9 protein-coding genes are annotated in these 19,663 nt (G+C 72.2%); 8 read left to right on the forward strand and 1 reads right to left on the reverse strand.

Going from position 1 to position 19,663, the window contains the following annotated elements; translation table 11 throughout:
* Nucleotides 1–43: 43 nt before the first annotated feature.
* Nucleotides 44–2,017 carry an AMP-binding protein gene (locus ACH4VO_RS10130; protein ID WP_360991003.1) on the reverse strand — a complete coding sequence of 658 codons (1,974 nt, stop codon included), beginning with the start codon at nt 2,015–2,017 and terminating at the stop codon, nt 44–46.
* Between the two features lie 324 nt (nt 2,018–2,341).
* Between ACH4VO_RS10130 and ACH4VO_RS10135 the strand changes: the two genes are divergently transcribed.
* The 8 genes from ACH4VO_RS10135 to ACH4VO_RS10170 all read left to right on the forward strand — a co-directional run bounded on the left by ACH4VO_RS10135 (nt 2,342) and on the right by ACH4VO_RS10170 (nt 19,368).
* Nucleotides 2,342–3,115 carry an alpha/beta fold hydrolase gene (locus tag ACH4VO_RS10135; RefSeq protein WP_360991000.1) on the forward strand — a complete coding sequence of 258 codons (774 nt, stop codon included), beginning with the start codon at nt 2,342–2,344 and terminating at the stop codon, nt 3,113–3,115.
* On the forward strand, nt 3,112–6,231 hold the full coding sequence (locus tag ACH4VO_RS10140) for a condensation domain-containing protein (RefSeq protein ID WP_360990998.1): 3,120 nt from the start codon (nt 3,112–3,114) through the stop codon (nt 6,229–6,231). The genes ACH4VO_RS10135 and ACH4VO_RS10140 overlap by 4 nt, the downstream gene beginning before the upstream one ends.
* 45 nt (nt 6,232–6,276) lie before the next feature.
* Nucleotides 6,277–6,477, forward strand: a complete 201-nt coding sequence (locus ACH4VO_RS10145; protein WP_069170070.1) for an MbtH family NRPS accessory protein — start codon at nt 6,277–6,279, stop codon at nt 6,475–6,477.
* Between the two features lie 33 nt (nt 6,478–6,510).
* Nucleotides 6,511–10,962: an amino acid adenylation domain-containing protein gene (locus ACH4VO_RS10150; RefSeq protein ID WP_360990994.1), complete on the forward strand. Its 4,452-nt coding sequence runs from the start codon at nt 6,511–6,513 to the stop codon at nt 10,960–10,962.
* A 71-nt stretch (nt 10,963–11,033) separates the two neighbouring features.
* Entirely contained in the window at nt 11,034–12,038 is a 1,005-nt protein-coding gene (gene gntD, locus ACH4VO_RS10155; protein WP_360990991.1) for a guanitoxin biosynthesis L-enduracididine beta-hydroxylase GntD, read from the forward strand.
* A gap of 80 nt (nt 12,039–12,118) precedes the next feature.
* The gene (locus tag ACH4VO_RS10160; protein WP_360990989.1) at nt 12,119–14,758 is read left to right on the forward strand and encodes an amino acid adenylation domain-containing protein; all 2,640 of its coding nucleotides are present in this window, start codon (nt 12,119–12,121) and stop codon (nt 14,756–14,758) included.
* A gap of 319 nt (nt 14,759–15,077) precedes the next feature.
* The gene (locus tag ACH4VO_RS10165; RefSeq protein ID WP_360990986.1) at nt 15,078–16,934 is read left to right on the forward strand and encodes a BTAD domain-containing putative transcriptional regulator; all 1,857 of its coding nucleotides are present in this window, start codon (nt 15,078–15,080) and stop codon (nt 16,932–16,934) included.
* Nucleotides 16,915–19,368 (forward strand): M28 family peptidase, encoded by a 2,454-nt coding sequence (locus tag ACH4VO_RS10170; protein ID WP_360990983.1) that lies wholly within the window; start codon nt 16,915–16,917, stop codon nt 19,366–19,368. The genes ACH4VO_RS10165 and ACH4VO_RS10170 overlap by 20 nt, the downstream gene beginning before the upstream one ends.
* The last annotated feature ends 295 nt before the right edge of the window (nt 19,369–19,663 follow it).

Raw genomic sequence — 19,663 nt, forward strand, 5'->3', positions numbered from 1 at the left:
ACGTGGTCCTCCGCTTGGTTGCCGGGCGTGGGCGTCGTGGGCCTCATTCGTGGGACATCAGGCTCCTGACGCGTTCCATCGCGTCGGCGTAGGGCACCTCGTGGTCGGCCCAGCGCTGGGCGAGGCGGGCGGTCAGCTCGCGGGGCGACTGGGCGCGGAGCACGTCCTCGACGCGTACCTGGAGGGTGAGGGCGTCCTCGGCCACGGCGGCGATCTCGGCGGCGCGCAGGGAGTCCCCGCCCATGGCGGCGAGGGTCTCGTCGGGTCCGCAGGAGGGGACCTGGCAGACGGCGGCGAAGATGGAGGAGAGGAAGAGGGTGAGGAGTTCCGTGTCCTCGGCCGGGGAGGTGACCGGTGTGGCGGTGACGGCGGTTCCTCTGAGGTCGCCCGCGAGGTGGCGGGCGCGGGCCAGGGAGTGCTGGACCTTTCCGCTGGTGGTGCGAGGGATGGAACGGGGTGGGCAGAGGACCACGGTGTGGACGCGGACACCGGTGGCGGTGAGGACACGGGTGCGGATGTCGGCGGCGATCGCCGCCGTGTCGTGGTCCGTGCCGGCGACCTCGACGGCGATGACGACTTCGTCGTCGGGTCCGCCGAAGGCGGCGGCGGTGGGCCGTACGGCGGGGTTGTCCTCGGTCGCGGCGGTACACAGGTCGTGGGCGTGGTGGTTGACGCCGTTCTGGATGAGGACGTCCTTGCGACGGCCGGTGACGGTGAGGTGTCCGCCGCGCAGCCGTCCGAGGTCTCCGGTGCGCAGATGACGGGTGCCGTCGAGGACGCCGAAGAGTTCGCTGTCGGGGGTGCCGGTGCTGTTCCAGTACCCGTTGCTGATGCTGGGGCCACTGATCCAGATCTCGCCCTCGGCGCCTTCGGGGACGGGCGTGCCGGTGGCGGGGTCGACCAGGGCGAGGAGGTGTCCGTCGACGACGGGGCCGCAGTCGACGCGGCCGTCCTCGTCCACACCGGTGTCGGGCCCGGTCCAGTGGTGTCCGGTGACGATCAGGGTGGCCTCGGCCAGGCCGTAGCAGGGTAGGAAGGCCTCGGGGCGGAAGCCGTGGGCGGCGAAGCGGTCGGCGAACCGGTGGAGGGTCGCGGGGCGGATCGGTTCGGCGCCGTTGAAGGCGAGCCGCCAGGTGCTCAGGTCGAGTCCGGTGAGGTCGGCGGTGGCGGCGCGCCGGTCGCACAGGTCGTAGGCGAAATTGGGTCCGCCGGTGTGGGTGATGCCGAGTTCACTGATCTGCCGCAGCCAGGCGAGCGGATTCTTGAGGAAATGTACGGGGGACATCAATCGGACCGGAAATGCCCCGTGAACGGGTGTGAGGATGAATCCGATGAGTCCCATGTCGTGATAGGGAGGCAGCCAGGAAACGACGCGGGCGGTTTCGTCGAGCTGGAACACCTCGGTAATCGCCTTGATGTTGGCGAGCAGATTCCGGTGTTCCAGGACGACTCCTTTCGGCTGTCCCGTACTGCCCGAGGTGTACTGGATGAGAGCGGGGTCCTCGGGTGCGGCGGCGGTACGCAGGAGGTCGGCCAGGACCTCCGGGTCGGGGTTCCCGTCGGCCGTCCCCTGTCCGTTGTCGGCGTCGTCGAGGGTGAGGACGCGGGGCATGTCCTCGGAGCTCATGCCGGCGGTGAACAGTTCCAGCACCGCCGGGTCCGCCAGCAGGGTGCCGGCCCGGGAGTCCTCGAGCATCCGGGTGAAGCGGGCCGCGATGCGGTCGGTGGAGCCGAAGATCGGCGGGTAGGCGGGGACAGCGGGTACCCCGGCGAGGAAGCAGGCCCAGACGGCGACGACGAAGTCCAGGCCGGGCGGGTAGAGCAGCAGGGCGGGCCCGTTCCCGGTGTCGGCGCGCAGGCGTGGCGCCACACCGGTGGCTCGCACCAGCAGTTCCCGGTACGTGAGGCTGTCCACCCGCCCGTCGTCGTGCAGATACTCGTAGGCCGTCTGGTCGCCGCGGGTGGCGGCGTGCGCGACGAGGGTGTGCACGAGTGTGGGGCGAGCGGGGCTCGACATCGGCGGACTCCATTCCCTCGGCCGCGGACGGCCCGGTGTCGGATCGGCGGATCAGGAGAGCGCGGGGCTCGGTGACGGGACGGCATGACGGCGGCACACTTCGGCGCCGACGCAATTAAAAGTGCGCTGTCTCTCACTCGGCTCTCACTTCCTTATCGCTCGCCTCTCAGTCGGGCACGGGGTCATTGAGTGCCCTCCGAGGGAACTGGTAGGGATGAGGTCGGCGGCATTTGATTGCGCGCCGCGGTCCGGACGCAGATTCCGATCCGGTGCCGGTCCACCGCATTCCGCGTTCCGCGTTCGCCATCTCCGACGGAGGTAGAGGTGCGCCCGACCCGACTGAGTTCCCGTTGGTTCCGATCCTTCGGTGACGTCACCGATCCGGTCAGCGAAGTGGTGTGCTTTCCGCATGCCGGGGGCAGCGCCGCGATGTTCCAGAACTGGCAGCGGTACACCTCGGCGCTGAAGATCACCGCGGTGCAGTTGCCGGGCCGGGAGGTACGCCTCGGGGAGCGCCCGTTCCTGGAGATGGCGGCGCTCGTGGACGGCGTGGCGCCGGCGCTCGGACCACTGACCCGGCGGCCGTACGCGTTCTACGGGCACAGCATGGGCGCGCTGGTCGCCTTCGAGGTGCTGCGGCGGTTCAGGGAACTGGAACTGCCGCTGCCCACAGCGTTGTTCGTGTCCGGCCGGGATGCCCCGCAGTACGGGGACCAGGAGCAGGTCCACCATCTGCCGGACGCGGAGCTGCTGGAGCGGCTGCGGGCCTGGGAGGGGATGGAGCCGCAGGACCTCTCCACGTACGAGGAGCTGGTCACGCTGATGCTGCCCACCATCAGGGCCGACCTGACCCTGGCGGAGACCTATACGTACGTGCCGGGGCCGCCGCTGCCGGTGCCGGTCCGGGTGCTGCGCGGCAGGCAGGACCCGCTGGTGCGGGACGGGGACGCGGGCTGGTCCCGGCAGACCTCGGCCGGCTGTTCGGTCCACGAGTTCGACGGAGGTCATTTCTTCGTGCAGGACCACGAGAGGAGCGTCGTGACCCACATCGGGGCGGCGCTCGGCGTATCGGCCGCGAGGGAGGCGGGAACCCAGTGAGCAGTTCCTCGTACGCCGGAGGTACCGGCAGCGGCGAGTCCCGCGACTACAGCGACTACTTCGTGCTGCCGGCTGCTCCGGCGCAGCGCAGTCTGTGGTTCGTCTGCCAGCTGAACCCGTCGAGCAACTCCGCGTACAACGTGGTGAGCGCGGTGCGGCTGACCGGTGAGCTGGACGTCGTGCTGCTCCAGCAGGCGGTGAACGCGGTGGTGGAGCGGCACGAGAGCCTGCGCACCGGGGTCGGCCTGGTCGACGGCGATCCGCACCAGCTCGTGCTGCCGGAGGCCTTGGTGTCGCTGCCGGTGGTCGACTGCACGGGCCTGCCGCCCGCGGCGGCCGAGGCCCGGGTGCAGACCCTGGCCCGCGAACAGGCGGCGGCGCCGTTCGCACTGGACGCGCCTCCGCTGCTGCGGCTGGTCCTGGTCCGGGAGGCCTCGGACCGGCACACACTCATTGTGACGATCCATCATCTGGTGTGTGACAGCTGGTCCATGGACGTGTTCTACGGGGACCTGGCCGCTGCCTACCGCGGATTGCGGGAGCAGGGCGAGGCTGCACTCGGTGAGCTGGCGGTGCAGTACGCCGACTATGTCGGCTGGCTGGACGAGCAGGTGGCCGGGGACCGGATGGAGCGGTTGATCGAGCACTGGCAGGCGGCGCTGGCCGGCACGACGCCACTGGAACTGCCGGTGGACCGTCCCCGGGAGCTGGGCCGGGGCGGGGACGGCGGCCGGGTGGAGGAGCGCCTGGACGGTGTGACGACGGCCGCGTTGGAGGAGCTGGCCAAGCGGTCCGGCGGCACGCTGTTCATGGTGCTGCTCACCGGCTTCATGGCGACGCTGGCCCGGGTGACGGGCCAGGAGGACGTGGTGGTGGGCACGCCGGTGGCGGGCCGGCACCACCCGGACGCGGAGCGGCTGGTCGGGTTCTTCGCGAACACCCTGGTGCTGCGCGCCCGGTTGCCTCTGCTCGGCGGGTTCGGGACGGCGGCCGAAGGGGTGCGGGACACCTGTCTCAGCGCCTTCTCGCACGACCGGATGCCGTTCGACCGGCTGGTGCAGGAGATGCGGCAGACCCGCGCGCTGGAGCGCAACCCCCTCTTCGACGTGATGTTCTCGATGCCGAACACCCCGGCAGCGGAGGTGCGGTTGCCCGGACTGACCATGGCGCCGGTGGAACTGACCCGTACGGCGGCCAAGTTCGACCTGTGGCTGACGGTGCTGCCGGACGGGGACGGACTGCGGCTGCAACTGGACTACGACCGGGGCCTGTACGACGAGGCGACAGCGGCCCGGATCGTGGAGCTGCACCGGCTGGTGCTGACGGACGCGCTGCGGGACCCGGCGGTCCCGGTGGGGGCGCTGCCCCTGGCCGCGGACCCGGCCGCGGACCCGGCCCCGGCGGAGACCGCGGACGGACAGGACCCTGCAGGGGTTCCGGCGCGGGTGACCGTGGCGGAACTGCTCGCGGAGCGCGGCGCGGACAGCGTGGTGCTGTCGTCGGCCGACGCGGTGCTGACGCTGGGCGAGTTGCGGGAGTGGGCGGCCGATCTGGCCGGTCGGCTGCGCGCCGAGGGCATCGCCGGACCGGACATGCGGGTGACCACTCCCCCGGTGCCGTCGGCGGCGCTGGTCGCCGTGCTGCTGGCGGTGTTCGAGGTCGGCGCGGTGCCCGCTTACGGACAGCGGCACGACCGGGCAGGGGCTTTCGTCCGGCGCGCCGAGGAGGAGGACGGCGGGTGGCTGATCACCACCGGGCCGCGGTTCGACCCGGTGGAGCACGCCGGGACGTCCGGCCCGGACGCGCCGGCCTGGTCGGCGCAGGACACGGACCCGGAGGGTGCCGGGTCGGCGCTGTCGCACGGGGCGCTGGCCGCGGCGATGGCGGCTGTCGCGGACCGGCTGTCCGTGACCCCGGAGGACGACGTACTGCTGCTCGACGGCGGCTGCCCGCCGTCCCCGGTGGATCTGCTGATGCCGTTGGCGTACGCCCGCAGTCTGATGCTCTCCGGGGTGCAGCTGGCTCCGGCCGCGCCGCCCGGCGCGTTCGTCCTGGCCGATCCGCCGACATGGCGGCGGGTACTGACCGAGGGCTGGGAGCCCCCGCCGGGGGCGCGGCTGGTGTGTGTCGGTGAGGTGCTGGCGCCCGACCTGGTGGACATGCTGGCGCGGACCGGCCGCCCGGTGTTCCTGGGCCGCCCCGGCACCGGGGCGACCTCGGCCCCGGTCGCGCTCGCCCCGCTGGACGAGGGGCTGGGGCGGCGACTGGGACCGGCACCCGCCGGCGTGGTGCGCAGTGTGCTGGACGTGCTGGGCAGGCCCGTGCCCGCCGGCCTGGTCGGCGAGTTGTGCGTCGCCGACGGGGCGGGCGCCGCGGTACCGGTGGGGCTGCGGTGCCGCCGGACCGGGGACGGTGCCCTGGAGGTGGTCGGACCCGGTGAGGGCCGGCTCTTCGCCGGGGACCGTGCCGTACCGGCGGCGGCCGTCGAGGAGGTGCTCACCGGGTTCCCGGGGGTGGCCGCCTCCGCGGTGACCACCGACGCCGCGCGGAGCCGGCTGGTCGCCTGGCTGGTGCCGGACGGCACCGTCGCGGCCGGAACCGAGGCGGAACGCGAGGCGTTCACCGCCGACGTACGCGGCCGGGCCCGGTCCGCGCTGCCCGGCTACCGGGTACCTGCGGTCTTCGGAGTCCTGGACGAACTGCCCCTGGGACCCGGCGGCACCCCCGACCGGGGTGCCCTGCCGGAACCGCCCGCGCAGGCACCTCGCGACCCGGTGGCACAGGTGCCGCCCCGCAACGGGGTGGAGCGCCGGGTGCTGTCCCTCTTCCAGGACGTGCTCGGGCTGTCGGTCGTCGGTGTGCACGCCGACTTCTTCGGTCTCGGCGGGCACTCCCTGCTCGCAGCGAAGATGCTGAGCCGCGTCCGGGCCGAGTTCGGCCTCCAGGTGCCGGTGCGCGACTTCTTCCGTCTGCCGACCCCGGCCGGGCTGGCCGCGGCCATCGAGCAACTCGAACGGGCCCGCGACCGCAGACCGACCGCCGACGAGGCGCTGCTCGCCCAGCTCGCCGGGATGTCCGACGACGAGGTCGACCAGCTCCTTCGCCATCTGAACTGACCGGAACATCCGGACCGGTCATCCGACACACCACGAGGAGCCCTCATGGGTATCGACGACGCCGACACCGTCTTCCAGGTCGTCATCAACGAACAGGACCAGTACTCGATCTGGTTCGCCGACCGGGCGGTGCCCGCGGGCTGGGCCGCCGACGGACCGGCCGGCACCAAGCAGGAATGCCTCAAGCACATCGAGCGGGTGTGGACCGACATGCGTCCTCGTTCGATCCGCGAACGCTCCGCCTGACCGCATCCGACAGCTAGGACGGGAGTCCACCGAATGAGCGGGCAGCACGAGATCAGTTCCCTGACGTCCGAGGAGAAGCGCGCGCTCCTGGCGGGCCTTCTGGACGCTTCCGCGAACGTCACCAGCAACCTGACCCTGGAACAGCGCCGGCTCTGGCTGCTGATCCAACTGGACGAGAAGCGGCCGTGGCAGACCAGCACCGCGGTGCGGCTGACCGGCCGGACCGACGCGGCCGTACTCCAGCAGGCGCTGTCGACGGCCGTGCAGCGCCACGAGGTGCTGCGTACGACTTTCCGCACGGTGGACGGCCACCCGCTGGCCACCGTCAAACCGGTGGCGTCACTGCGGCTGCCGGTGGTCCAGGTGGACCCGGAGCGGCTCGACGCGGAACTGGCCCGGATAGCGGCCTCCGAGAGCCGCCGCCGTTTCGATCTGGCGCAGGGCCCGCTGGTGCGGGCGAGTCTGCTGCGGCTCGGCGAGGACGACCACGTCCTTCTACTGACGGTGCATCAACTGGTGGCCGACCGGCGCTCCGTACGGCTGTTCACCGACGAGGTGCTCACCGGCTACGCGAACCTGCTCGGCGGGAGCGGGGAGGCCGCCGCACGCGCCGCCGAGCCGCAGGCGCTGGCCACTGCCCAGCGCGCCTGGCTGACCGGCGACGACGCCGAGAAGGACATCGAGTACTGGCGCGACCGTACGACGGGCCTGAGCACCCTGGAGCTGCCCACCGACCGGCCCCGGCCGCCGGTGAAGACCATCGACGCCGACGTGGTGACGGTGCCGGTGCCGCGAGAGCTGCAGGCCGGACTGGACGCGTTCACGTCCGGTACGGGTCAGCGGCTGTCCCGGCTGCTGCTCGCCGGCTACACCGCAGTGCTGTCCCGGCACGCCCAGCAGCAGGTGTTCGCGGTCGGTGTGCCCGTTCCGCCCTCGTGGCAGGAGGGTGCCGGGGACCTGGTCGGCCCGCTGGAGAACACCCTGCCGGTGCGCTTCGACCTGGAGGCCGGCGAGACCCTGAACAGGCTGCTGCGGCGCACCGACTCGGCCCTGGACGAAGCCCTGGAGCACGCCCGGCTGCCGTTCGAGCAGATCGTGGAGGCGGCGCACCCGCCGCGCGACCTCAGCCACACCCCGCTGTTCCAGGTCCTGTTCGGCTTCGAGGAGGAGTGGAGCAGCCGTGAGCTGCCGGGTGCCACCGCCCGGCCGCTCGACCTGCCGGTGACCTGGACCCCGCACGACATCGACCTCTACGCGGTGCGCCGCGAGGGGGAGTTGTCGCTGCGCGCCCACTACAACACCTCGCTGTTCGACCGGGCGACCGCCCAACAGCTCCTGGAGCGGATGCTGTTGCTCCTGGAGACGGCGATCGCGGACCCCGACCGCCCGCTGTCCGACCTGTCTCTGCTGTCCGGCCCGGACCGGGAACGGCTGGCCGCGTGGAACGCCACGGCGACCGAGCACACCGGGCCCCGGCTGCTGCACGAGCTGGTCGGGGAGGCGGCGGCGGCCCATCCGGACACGCCGGCGCTGACGTCGAGTACGGCGGAGCTGACGTACGCCTCCATGGATCTGCGGGCCGAGGCGCTGGCCGCGCGGCTCACCGAACTCGGCGCGGGCCCGGAGTCCCTGGTCGGCGTGCTGGCCGACCGGTCGGTGCACACCATGGTCGCCCTGCTCGGTGTACTGAAGTCGGGCGGCGCGTACGTGCCGCTGGACCCGTCGTACCCGGCGGACCGTATCGCGGCGATCGCCCAGGAGGCCGGGATCAGGGTGCTCGTCGGCAGCCGGGCGACGCTCGACGGGCTCGACGGCAAGGCGCCGGGCCTGGAGCGGCTGGCGGTACCGACCGCCGACCCGGACGGCCCGGTGACCCGGCCCGCCGTGAAGATCACGCCGGACAACCTGGCGTATGTCATCTACACCTCGGGTTCCACCGGCCGCCCGAAGGGTGTGGCGGTGGAACACCGGCAGATCACGCACTCCACGCTGGCCCGTTCGGTCATCGAGGAGCCGGGGCTGCCGGAGCGGTACCTGGTGCTGGCCCCGTTCACGTTCGACGCCTCGGGCGGCGGTCTGTACTGGACGCTGCGGCGCGGCGGCACCGTCGTCGTGCCCTCCGAGGCGGAGGTGCTGGACCCGCGGCTGCTCGGTGAGCTGATCCGGGCCAAGGACGTCACCCATGTCGACGGGGTGCCGTCGCAGTACTCGGTGCTGATGGAGGCCGAGTCGGAACCGTTCCCCTCGGTGCGGACGACCGTACTGGCCGGTGAGGTGCTGCCGCCCGGTCTGGTCGAGACGCACCGGCGGCGCTCCCCCGGCGTAGCGCTGTTCAACGAGTACGGTCCCACGGAGGCGACCGTCTGGGCGTCGGTGCACCAGGTGACCGCCGAGGACGCCGGAGCCGGCCGGGTGCCGATCGGCCGCCCGATCCCCAACACCCGGCTGCATCTGCTGGACAAGCGGCTCAGCCCGGTGCCGCCCGGTGTGCCCGGTGAGCTGTACATCGGCGGCGGCGGTGTGGTCCGCGGTTACGTCAAGCGGCCGGGGATGACCGCGGGCAGCTTCCTGCCCGACCCGTTCTCCGAGGAGCCCGGTGCCCGGCTGTACCGGACCGGGGACCTCGCCCGCTACCGGCAGGACGGCAGCATCGAGTTCCTGGGCCGGGCCGACACCCAGGTCAAGATCCGCGGATTCCGGATCGAGCTGACCGAGATCGAGAACGTGCTGCTGCGCCACCCGCTGGTCTCCGAGACCTCGGTGATCGCGCGGGAGGACCAGCCGGGTGTGCCCCGTCTGGTGGCGTACGTGGTGCCCGTCGTCGGCCGGGTGCTGACCAAGGAGACCCTGGTCAAGCATGTCCTCGCGCAGGTGCCGGACTACATGGTGCCCAGCGCGTTCGTGACGCTGGAGCGGATGCCCCTCACACCGAACGGCAAGATCGACACCGCCGCGCTGCCCGCCCCGGACCTCGGCATCGAGGACTTCGTGGAGCCCGGGACGCAACTGGAGGCGGAGATCGCGGAGACGTTCTGCTCGCTCCTGGGCGTCCCCAAGGTCAGCGCCATGGCCGACTTCTTCGAACTCGGCGGCAACTCGCTTCTGGTGGCGCGGCTCACCGCACAGCTCTCCCGGACGCACGACGTGACGCTTCCGGTGGAGCAGATCTTCCGGGTGCCCACGGTGGCCGGCGTCGCCGCGGCGATCGAGGAGGACCGGCGGCAGCGGGACAACGTGGACAGCGAGGTCCTGTACGCGCAGCAGCTCGAGGAGCTCCACGCGGAGATCACGCTGCCCGAGGAGATCACGCCCGGGGACCTGCCGCACTCGGAGTGGTTCAACCCCCGGCATGTGCTGGTCACGGGCGCGACCGGATATCTGGGCGCGTTCCTGGCGGTGGAGCTGATCCTGCGCACCGACGCGCTCGTGCACTGCCTGATCCGGGCGGAGAACGAGGAGGCGGCCTGGGAGCGCATGGAGGCCACGCTCCGCAAGTACCACGCGTGGGACGAGTCGTACCGTTCCCGGATGCGGATGGTGGTCGGTGACCTGGCCAAGCCGCGGTTCGGCTGGAACCAGGAGGAGTTCGCCGCCGCCGCGGCCGAGCTGGATGTGATCTACCACAGCGGCGCGGTGGTCAACTTCACCTACCCGTACGAGGCGGCCCGTCCGGCCAACGTCGAGGGCACCAAGGAGGTGCTGCGGCTCGCCACGACCGAGACGCTCAAGTCGGTCCACTTCGTGTCCAGTGTGGACGTGTTCATGGGTACCGGGGCGGAGCGGCCGTTCACCGAGGAGGACCTGGACAGCCGTCCGATCCGGATCCCCACCGGCTACCCGCGCAGCAAGTGGCTGGCCGAGAAGATCGTCTACCTGGCCCGTGACCGGGGCATCCCGGTCACCGTGCAGCGCCCGTGGATGATCACCGGCCACACCCAGACCGGCGCCTCGCACCACACCGACTACCTGTACGTGTACCTGCGGGGCTTCCTCGACCTCGGGGTGCTGCCGCTCTACAACGACGTCATCAACGCGGTGCCGGTGGACTTCACGGCGCAGGCCATCGTCTACACCTCGCTCCGGGAGGAGAACTTCGGGAAGAACTTCAACATCACGAACCCGGCGCCCACCACGATGACGCAGTGCTACCAGTGGCTGCGGTCGTTCGGCTACGACCTCAACGTCATCGACGAGGAGGACGCCAGGCAGCGGGCGCTGGGCGTCGGCGAGGACCATGTCCTGTTCCCGATGACCCCGCTGCTGCGCGTCGCCTCGATGCGGCACGCCGCGCTCGACCCGGAGCTGCAGAAGCAGATCAACCCCCAGGACGAGTGCCGGGTGCTGACCGAGGCCCTCGAAGGGTCGGGAATCAGTTGCCCGCCGGTGGCCGAGGACTGGGCTCACGCCTGTTTCCGGTTCCTGGTGGACGGCGGCTACCTGCCCGCGCCCGAGGACGTCGTCGTCGCTCAGGACTCCGTCAACTGACCGTCAGGACAAGGAGAACTCGTGAAGACACGAGGACACTCCCGTACGGGCCGACCGGGAGATGATCGCCGGTGATCCGATACGTGGACCTGGACGCGGCCGAGGGAGCCGCGCTGGACGAACTGACCCGCTCGGTCCTGCGGGAGCACGGGGCGAGCAGTGCCCCTGCCCTGCTGGACGACCTGTCGGTGGTGGCCCACCGGCTGCCACCGCGCCTGATCAGGGAGTTGCGGCGGTTCCGGACCGCCGAGGAGGCGTCGTGCCTGGTGGTGCGCGGTCTTCCGGTGGACGACAGCCGGCTCGGGCCGACTCCGCTGGACTGGCGGGAGCCGCCCCGGGAACCGGAGTCGGAGGTGCACGAGGTGTTCCTCATGCTGGCGACGGCGCACCTCGGTGACGTCTTCGGCTGGTCGACACTCCAGAACGGGCGGCTGGTGCACGACGTGCTGCCCGTCCCGTCGCACGAGAACGATCAGAGCGGTCACGGCACGGTGGAACTGGCCTGGCACACGGAGGACGGCTTCCACCCGTACCGCTGCGACTACCTGCTCCTGCTGGGGCTGCGGAACCACGACGCGGTGCCCACGGGCGTGGCCGGGGTGGACGAGGTGGTGCTGAGCGACGAGCATCGGGAGGTGCTGAGTCTGCCCCGGTTCCTGATCCGGCCGGACACCGAACACCTCAGGCACGCCCGGAAGCTGACCACGAACCGGGGAACCCTGCACGCGGTGCAGCGGATGCAGGACGAACCGGAGCCGTGCGCGGTGCTGTTCGGGCACCCGGACCGGCCGTACCTGCGGATCGATCCGGCGTTCATGGCACCGCTGCCGGGTGATGCGGAGGCGTCGGTGGCGCTGGACGCGCTGACCGGGGAGCTGCAGCGGAATCTGACCGGGATCGCGTTGAACCCCGGCGACCTGCTGGTGATCGACAACTACCGGGCGGTGCACGGCCGGGCCGCGTTCAAGGCCCGGTTCGACGGGACGGACCGCTGGCTGAAGAAGGCGGTCGTCACCCGGGACCTGCGCAAGTCGCGGGCCCACCGGGAATCCCCGGCGGAGCGCGTGCTGCTCTGACGGGCGTGTGAGCACAGCGAGGCGACCGGGTGCACCGCCCGGTCGCCTCACCACGACTGCACACCAGGAGGAAACGAACCATGTCCCCGTCCGTGCCCGTGCCCGCGTCCCTGTCCGTACACCCGCCCGTTCCGGCAGCCGGTCCGGGGGATGTTCCTCCGGAGAGGCCCCCGGCCGGGGTCCCGGCGGGTGGCCGCGCCGGGCTCACCAGCGGGTGCTGGGTGGTCGGCGGCCGGCCGGATCCGGTGGCGCTGCGGGCGCGGGTCGCGGACGGTGGCCGGGAGGTTCCGCTCACCGTGCACGACCTGGGGAGCGGGGGGACGGACCGTACGGAGTGGGGCGAGCTGGTCCGTGAGGAGACGGCCGCCGCCGAGGCGGAGCCGGTCCCTGCCCGGGTGCTGGTGGCCCGGCTCGGTGAGGAACGGTTCCTCCTGGTGGTGGTCACCGAGGATGCGCTGTCTCCGGCGGCGGTGATGCGGTGGCTGCTGACGGTCGACGCTCCGTTCCCGGCGGCCGGTCCGGGGTCTGAGGCGCTCTCCCGGTCCGCCGCGGTGGCGGGGGACGCGCAGGCCGAGGGCGCGGTGCCGGGGCTGCCCGGTCTGCCGGGCGGCGGTGACCGGGCCTCCGGGTACGCCCGGACGGTACGGGTCCCGGCCGGGCGGACCGCCGTGCGGCTGCGCTCCGCCGGGGTGCCCGTCGAGGCGTCACTGGCCACGGCCTTGGCGGTGCTGCTGGTCCGCTGCGGCGGCTCGCCCGGGACAGGGCTGGTCGTCGCGTCGGACGTGCCCGTGGGGGTCGCCCCGCGGGTGGCCGAGAGCGTGTCCGGGTCGGTCGCGCTGCGGGCGGTCGGGCAGACGATCGCCTCCGGGGCCCGGGTCCACCCGGGATTCCACGCGGCCCTCGCGGTGGCCCCCTGCGGAGAAACGGAGCCGGAACAGGTCGGCGCGTACACCGCTCTGGCGGTCCGGCCGCCGGACGCGGCCGCCCACCACGGGCTGCTGGTCCGGCTGGAGGGCGAGTTGCTGCGGATGGACCACGACACCGGTCTGTACGAGGAGGGCGCCGTCGCCACGTTCGCGTCGCGGCTGCTCGCCGTCCTGGACGGGCTGCTCGACGACCGGCCGGTGCACGGGATCGTGGGCGCCGGGACGTCGGAGCGGACCGCGCTCGCCGAGTGGTCGCGCGGTGCCGAGGCGGCCTTTCCCGCCGTCTGCCTGCACACCCTGGTCGAGGAACACGCCGTCCGGACCCCGGACGCGCCGGCCGTGCTGTGCGGAGAGACCGAACTGACCTACGCACAAATGGACGAGGCCGCCAACCGGGTGGCCCGCCGACTCCGCGCGGCCGGAGTGGGCCCGGGAGGGCTCGTTGCGCTGCTGACCGAACGCGCCGCCTGGTCGGTGACCGCGATGCTGGGCACCCTGAAGGCCGGTGCCGCCTACGTCCCGATCGAGCCGACGTATCCGCCCGAGCGTATCCGGCACATCCTTGCCGACTCGGGCGCCGTGGCGCTGCTCGTCCGCCGGGTGCCGGAGTTCGCGGTGCCCGTGCCGGTGCTGACGGCCGGGGAGGCGGCCGGGCTGCCCGGCACTCCGCTCGGTGTACCGGTCACCCCGGACGACCTGGCGTATGTCATCTACACGTCCGGCTCCACCGGAAAGCCCAAGGGCATCGGCGTGCACCACCGGGCGATCGTGGCGTCCACGGCGGCCCGCGCGGTGGCGGGCCCGCCGCCCGGCCGGGACCTGGTGCTGCCACCGCTGTGCTTCGACGGGGCGGCGGGCGGCATGTTCTGGGCGCTGACCTCCGGCGGCGCGGTGGTGCTGCCCACCGAGAACGAGGCGCACGACCCGATGGCACTGCGGAAGCTGCTGGAGTCCGCGTTCGTCACCCATGTCCACGCCGTGCCCTCGCACTACCGGATCGTGCTCCAGGTCGCGGACCGGGAGGTGCTCGGCCGGTTCTCGATGGTGGCCGTTGGCGGGGAGCCACTGAGCCCGGAGATCGTCGCCGAACACCTGCGGCTGTGCCCCCAGGCACCGCTGTTCAACGACTACGGGCCGACCGAGTGCGCGGTGTGGGCCACCACGCACCGCTGCGGTCCGGCGGAGGCGGCCGGCGCGGGCATCCCGATCGGACGTCCGGTACCCGGCTACCGGGCGTACGTCCTGGACGGCGGGCTGCGGCCGGTCCCGCCCGGAGTGCCTGGCGAGATCCATCTCGGCGGGCCGGGGGTGGCCCGCGGCTACCACGCGCGGGCGGCGCTGACCGCCGAGCGGTTCCTGCCCGATCCGTACCAGCCCGGCGGGCGGCTGTACCGGACGGGGGACCGCGGGCTGTGGGGGCAGGACGGCCGGTTGCGCATCCTCGGCCGGATGGACCACCAGGTGAAGGTGCGCGGCTTCCGGATCGAACTGGGTGAGGTCGAGGCGGCGGTCCGCAGCCATCCGGCCGTCAGCGAATGCGTGGTACTGCAGCGAGCGGACGACGCGGTGGAACGGCTGGTCGCTTTCGTGGTGCTGGGATCCGGTGCGACCGTCCCGGAGTTACACCGGAGAATCGCCGAAGCGATACCTGAGCAGATGCGTCCCGATCACATCCTCGTGCTGCCGGAACTCCCAAGGACAGCAGGCGGAAAAGTGGACGCACTGGCTCTTCGCGCGATGTCGGTTTCAGGCCAGACGGGCATAGGCGGGGGTCGATTCGGGCATCTCCGATAGCCGCATGCAGCACGCCACCGCATTCAGGCCGGTCCACCTTCTTGCGCAATGCATGGAATCCCCTGCACGGAAAAGTTCTGGCCAAGAGAACCCCATACCAGCCCCCAAGTTGGGTATAGACATGTCAAGTGCTGCTCTGTAAGATTCCCCACCGGCCCCAAAAGGACCCCCCACCTGGAGGATGATCTTGCCGATCCGCAATGAGTATTCATCTCTCAATACAGGTCATCCACAAGAGGGGCTCGACGATCATGGCCGCGAAGTGTTCTTTCGCATTCTCGGGCCGCTACAGGCAATCGTCCAGGGCAAACCCATTCGCGTGGGCCGAAATCGCCAACTGACCGTTCTTGCGGCCTTATTGATTCACGCGAACCGCATCGTTCCCATTAATTCGCTCATCGACGCCGTATGGCGTTCGGCGCCACCCGCCACGGCGGACAAGCAGATCCAGACCTGCGTGTGGCGGCTGCGGAACGCCTTCACCGCGGCCGGCGCGCCGGTCGATCTCATCGAGACCGGACAGGGTGGTTACCGTATACGGCTCGACGAGGAGGAGCTCGACGCCCACGCGTTCGAGAAGGCAGTGCGCCGGGCCCGGGAGCTGGTGGCTGCCGGCGAACTGGAGCCCGCCGGTGCCGAATACCAGCGGGCACTCGCCTTCTACCGAGGGCAGCCGCTCGCCGATATCTCAGGACCGCTGACCTATGCGGTGGCCGCGCACTGGGAAGAACGCCGTTTCTCGGTCCTGGAGGAATGGCTCGATGTGGGACTGAGCCTCGGCCGGCATGCCGAACTCATCAGCGAACTCAAACCGTTGGTCGCCGAATATCCGATGCGTGAGCGGCTGTGCGCGCAGCTGATGACCGCACTGCATCAGTCCCAGCGCCGCGCGGAGGCCCTGACCGTCTACCGCAACAGCCGTCTGGCCCAGATCAAGAACCTCGGCCTGGAGCCGAGCGCGGGACTTCAGGAACTGCACCAGAAGATCCTTTCCGGTGAACCGATCGCCCCGCCCCCCACCGCCGCGGCACCCCAGCCCTGGCCATCGGTCAAGGTACCCGCCCAATTACCACCCCGGACCAAGGACTTCACCGGCCGGCGCGACCTGCTCCAGCGCATCACCTCAGACCTGCGCGCGGACGGCGGGCCACGCGTGGTGGCACTGGCGGGATGCGGCGGCACGGGCAAGACCGCCCTCGCGATCGACGCGGGTCTCGCTCTTCAGCAGCACTTTCCGGACGGCCAGCTCTACGCCGACCTGCGGGGGCAGACCGACCCCGCGTCCCCGCAGGAGGTGCTGAACGGGTTCCTCGACGCGTTCGGGGTCCCCGAGCCGCGTATCCCCGCGGGGCTCGCCGCCCGCGCCGCACTGTTCCGCAGCATCACCGCCAGCAAACGACTGCTGATCGTCCTGGACGACGTGGCCGAGTCCACCCGCTACGAGGCCCTGCTGCCCAGCGGTGAGAGCGCGGTCCTGTGCACCAGCCGGGCCAGTCTGCTGAAGATCCCCGGCCTGACCGAGTACCGCGTCGACGGCCTCCCCACCGATGAGGCACTGGACCTGCTCGCCTCCCTGGTGGGCGTGGAGCGGGTCTTCGCCGAGATCGACAGCGCCCGGCGAATCGCCCAGCTCTGCGGGCATCTGCCGCTCGCCCTCCGGGCCGCCGGAGCGCGGCTGCGGGCCCGCCCGCACTGCACCCTGCGCAGCTTCACCGAACGTCTGGGGACGCGGCAGGACCGGATCGCCGAACTCTCCATCGGCTGCCTGGACATGGGGGCGCGGCTCGCCTCGACCCTGGAGCACCTGTCGCCTGCCGCATACCGGTTGTGGCTCCGGCTCAGTCTCTGCGATCTGGATCTCGTTCCCGAGTGGATGGCCTCCGCCGTCTCCGACCGTCCCGGTGAGGACACCCAGCGGCTGCTGGACACCCTGGTCACCCTGCATCTGCTGGCGGTCGACCCGGGCGCCGCGCCGGGCAGCCCGACCTACTCCTTCAACACGCTGGTCCGCGACCATGCCCGGCAACGCGCCGCGGACGAGCTCGGCGCCGTCGCCGGACAGGACGTGGTGGACCGTATCGCGCTCGCGCCGGGCGGGCGGAAGAACACCGCAGGGGTGTCCGGCGCACACCGGTCGCAGGAGGAGCGCACGGTCTATGACGCCCAGACGGTATGACAACCGTGCGGGTGGCCCCCGGCCCGAGGACCGCGACCGGTCCGCCGTGGCCGGTCTGCGCGGTCCCCGCCCCGGTGCGGGGGCCGGCGACAGCCCCGGGCACCCCCGCACCGACCGCTCGGGGCCGGACGGAACGACCCGTGCCACCGGGGGGCGCTGGGTCTTCCCGGCGGCCGTCGCCGTGTTTGCCGCACTCTGTCTCTCCCTGGTCGCCTGGAACGGCAGAATGCCCGCAGCCCGAGGGCTGGACGCGCCCACCGACACCTTCTCGGCGGCCCGTGCCACCGCACACGTACGGGAGATCGCCACCGCCCCCCGGCCCAGTGGCTCCGCCGCACACACACGGGCCAGGGAGTACATCGTCCGTACCCTCACCGCGCTGGGCATCGACGCCCGGGTGCAGACCGGTGCGGCGGCGTCCCACCGCCCCGACCTCTCTCCCACCGGCGCCGACTCCCGCTACGCCGGCCTGCGGCTGGAGAACGTGGTCGCCCGTATCCCCGGCACAGCGAACACCCGGCCGGTCGCGCTGGTCACCCACTACGACTCCACCGAGGCCGGGCCCGGCGCCAACGACGCCGGGGTTCCGGTGTCGGTCCTGCTGGAGACGGCCCGCGCGCTGCGGGAGGGGCCGCCCCCGCGCAACGACGTCCTGTTCGTGTTCACCGACGCCGAGGAGAGCGGGCTGCTCGGCGCGCAGGCCCTGGTGGACGCGCCGGGGACACTGCCGCCCGACGCGGTGGTCCTGAACTTCGAGGCCAGGGGCACCAGGGGACCCAGCCTCATGTTCGAGGCGGGACCGGACGCCGGCTGGCTGGTGAGCACACTCGCCGGGACGGTGCCGGGCGCACGCACCGACTCGCTCCTCGACGCGGCGTACGAGTACATGCCCAACCTCACCGACTTCACGGTGTTCCAGGAGGCCGGGCACCAAGGTCTCAACCTGGCCTATCTCGACGGTTACACCCATTACCACGGGACCGGTGACACCCCGGACCGGGTGGATCCGGCCACCGTCCAGCACCAGGGAGAACAGGCCCTCGGCCTGGCCCGCGCGCTGGCCTCGGCCGACCTGGCGCGCCCCCCGGCCGGAAACTCCGCGTACTTCCAGGCGGCCGGGTGGTTCGTCTCCTACCCGCTGGGCGCCGCGCTGCCGGCCGCGCTGGCGACGGCCGCGCTCGGCCTGGCGCTGCTGCTGCGGCTGCGGGCGCGCGGCGCGCTCACCGTGGGTGCCGTCCTCCGGGGGTTCGCCGTCGCCCTCGGCCAGGTGGTGCTCGCCGCCGGGGCCGCGTTCGCCTTGGCGCCACCGGCCGCGGCGGGGCATCCCGAGTTCGCCCACTACTACGACATCGGCGGGCACGGTCCGGCCCTCGCCGGGTTCCTGGTGCTCACCCTGGCCGTCGGCAGCGCAGTCGCGCTGCTCGCCCGCCGGTGGGCGGGCGCCGGGGCGCAGGTGGCGGGGGCCGCGCTGCTGTGGATCCTGCTGTCCGTCGTGTCGGCGGCGATGCTGCCCGGCGGCAGCCACGTGTTCGTCTGGCCGACGCTGGGGCTGCTCACCGCCGCCGGTGTGCTCACCTCGCGGGCCGGGACGACGGTACGGGGCCGGGTACTGGCCGCGGCACTGGGCACGGTCCCGGCCGCCCTGCTGGTGTTCCCGCTGGTGCCCCTGCTCACGAACGCGCTGGGCCTGGGCCTCGTAGCCGCGCCGGTGGCAGTGGCGGCACTGCTCACGGCTCTGTTGCCTGGGGTGCTGCCCGTCCTGCCACGGCTGGTGCCGGTGACTGCGGCCGTGGTCGCGACGGCCGTGCTGGCCGGCACCGCACTGCTTCCCCGGGAGCACGAGAACCCGGTGCGCGCCGACCTTCTGTACCTGTGGGACGCGGACCGGAGTACGGCCCACTGGATCAGCGGGTCTCCTTCGGACGACTGGAGCGACGACTTCCTGCCCGCCGGCACCGAGCGTGGCTCGGTGTCCGATCTCTGGCCGGGCTGGCGGGTGCCGGTACGGCGGGGTCCGGCCCAGGCGTTCCCGCTGCCCGGCCCCCGGGTCACCACGACGGTGGTCGGGCACACGGCGGACGGCGGGCGGCGGGTCCGGCTGACGGTGGCCTCCAGGCGGGGCGCCCACGAACTGGTGGTCCTCGTCAGCGGAGCCGCTGTCCGCGGGTGGTCCGTGTCCGGGGTGCCCGGAGAGCACGCCGACGACCCGGCCGGCGACGCTCCTTGGGAGCTGTGGGTCCGTCAGGTCCCGGCGAGCGGAGCAACGTTGGTACTGGAGCTGGGGAGGGGGCCGGCGACGGTACGGGTCATCGACCGTACCCAGGGCCTGCCGGGGCCGGCAGCCGACGGACCGGACGGCGCGCGGCCACCCGCGCTCGGCGTCGCCTCCCTCGCGGAGGCGTCCCTGGCCACGACCACGCGCAAGCTGGAGTGAGGACGAGGTCTCCGTAAGTCCCCCTAAGTCCCCGTATGTCCCTGCGTCTCGCCCGGTGCGCGGACCACGGGGTGCTCCGCCCTCCCCTCCGGGTCGGTCCGGGTGAACCGCTCCCCGCGTGGCCGGGCCCGCCCGAGTGCGCCCCGTTCCGGAGGCGGGTCTCCGTCGGCGCGGTCCTCTGTCGGTCCAGCGCGTCATGGTGGGTCCACGGTTTCGGCTACGGGCATGTCCGGTGCGCCTCCGTTCCGGGGCCTTGACGGCGTCCGGGCTCCGGAACGGGCCGTCGACGCTGCCG

It is taken from the genome of Streptomyces sp. NPDC020780, from assembly GCF_044334475.1.
In the GTDB taxonomy this organism is placed as follows: domain Bacteria; phylum Actinomycetota; class Actinomycetes; order Streptomycetales; family Streptomycetaceae; genus Streptomyces.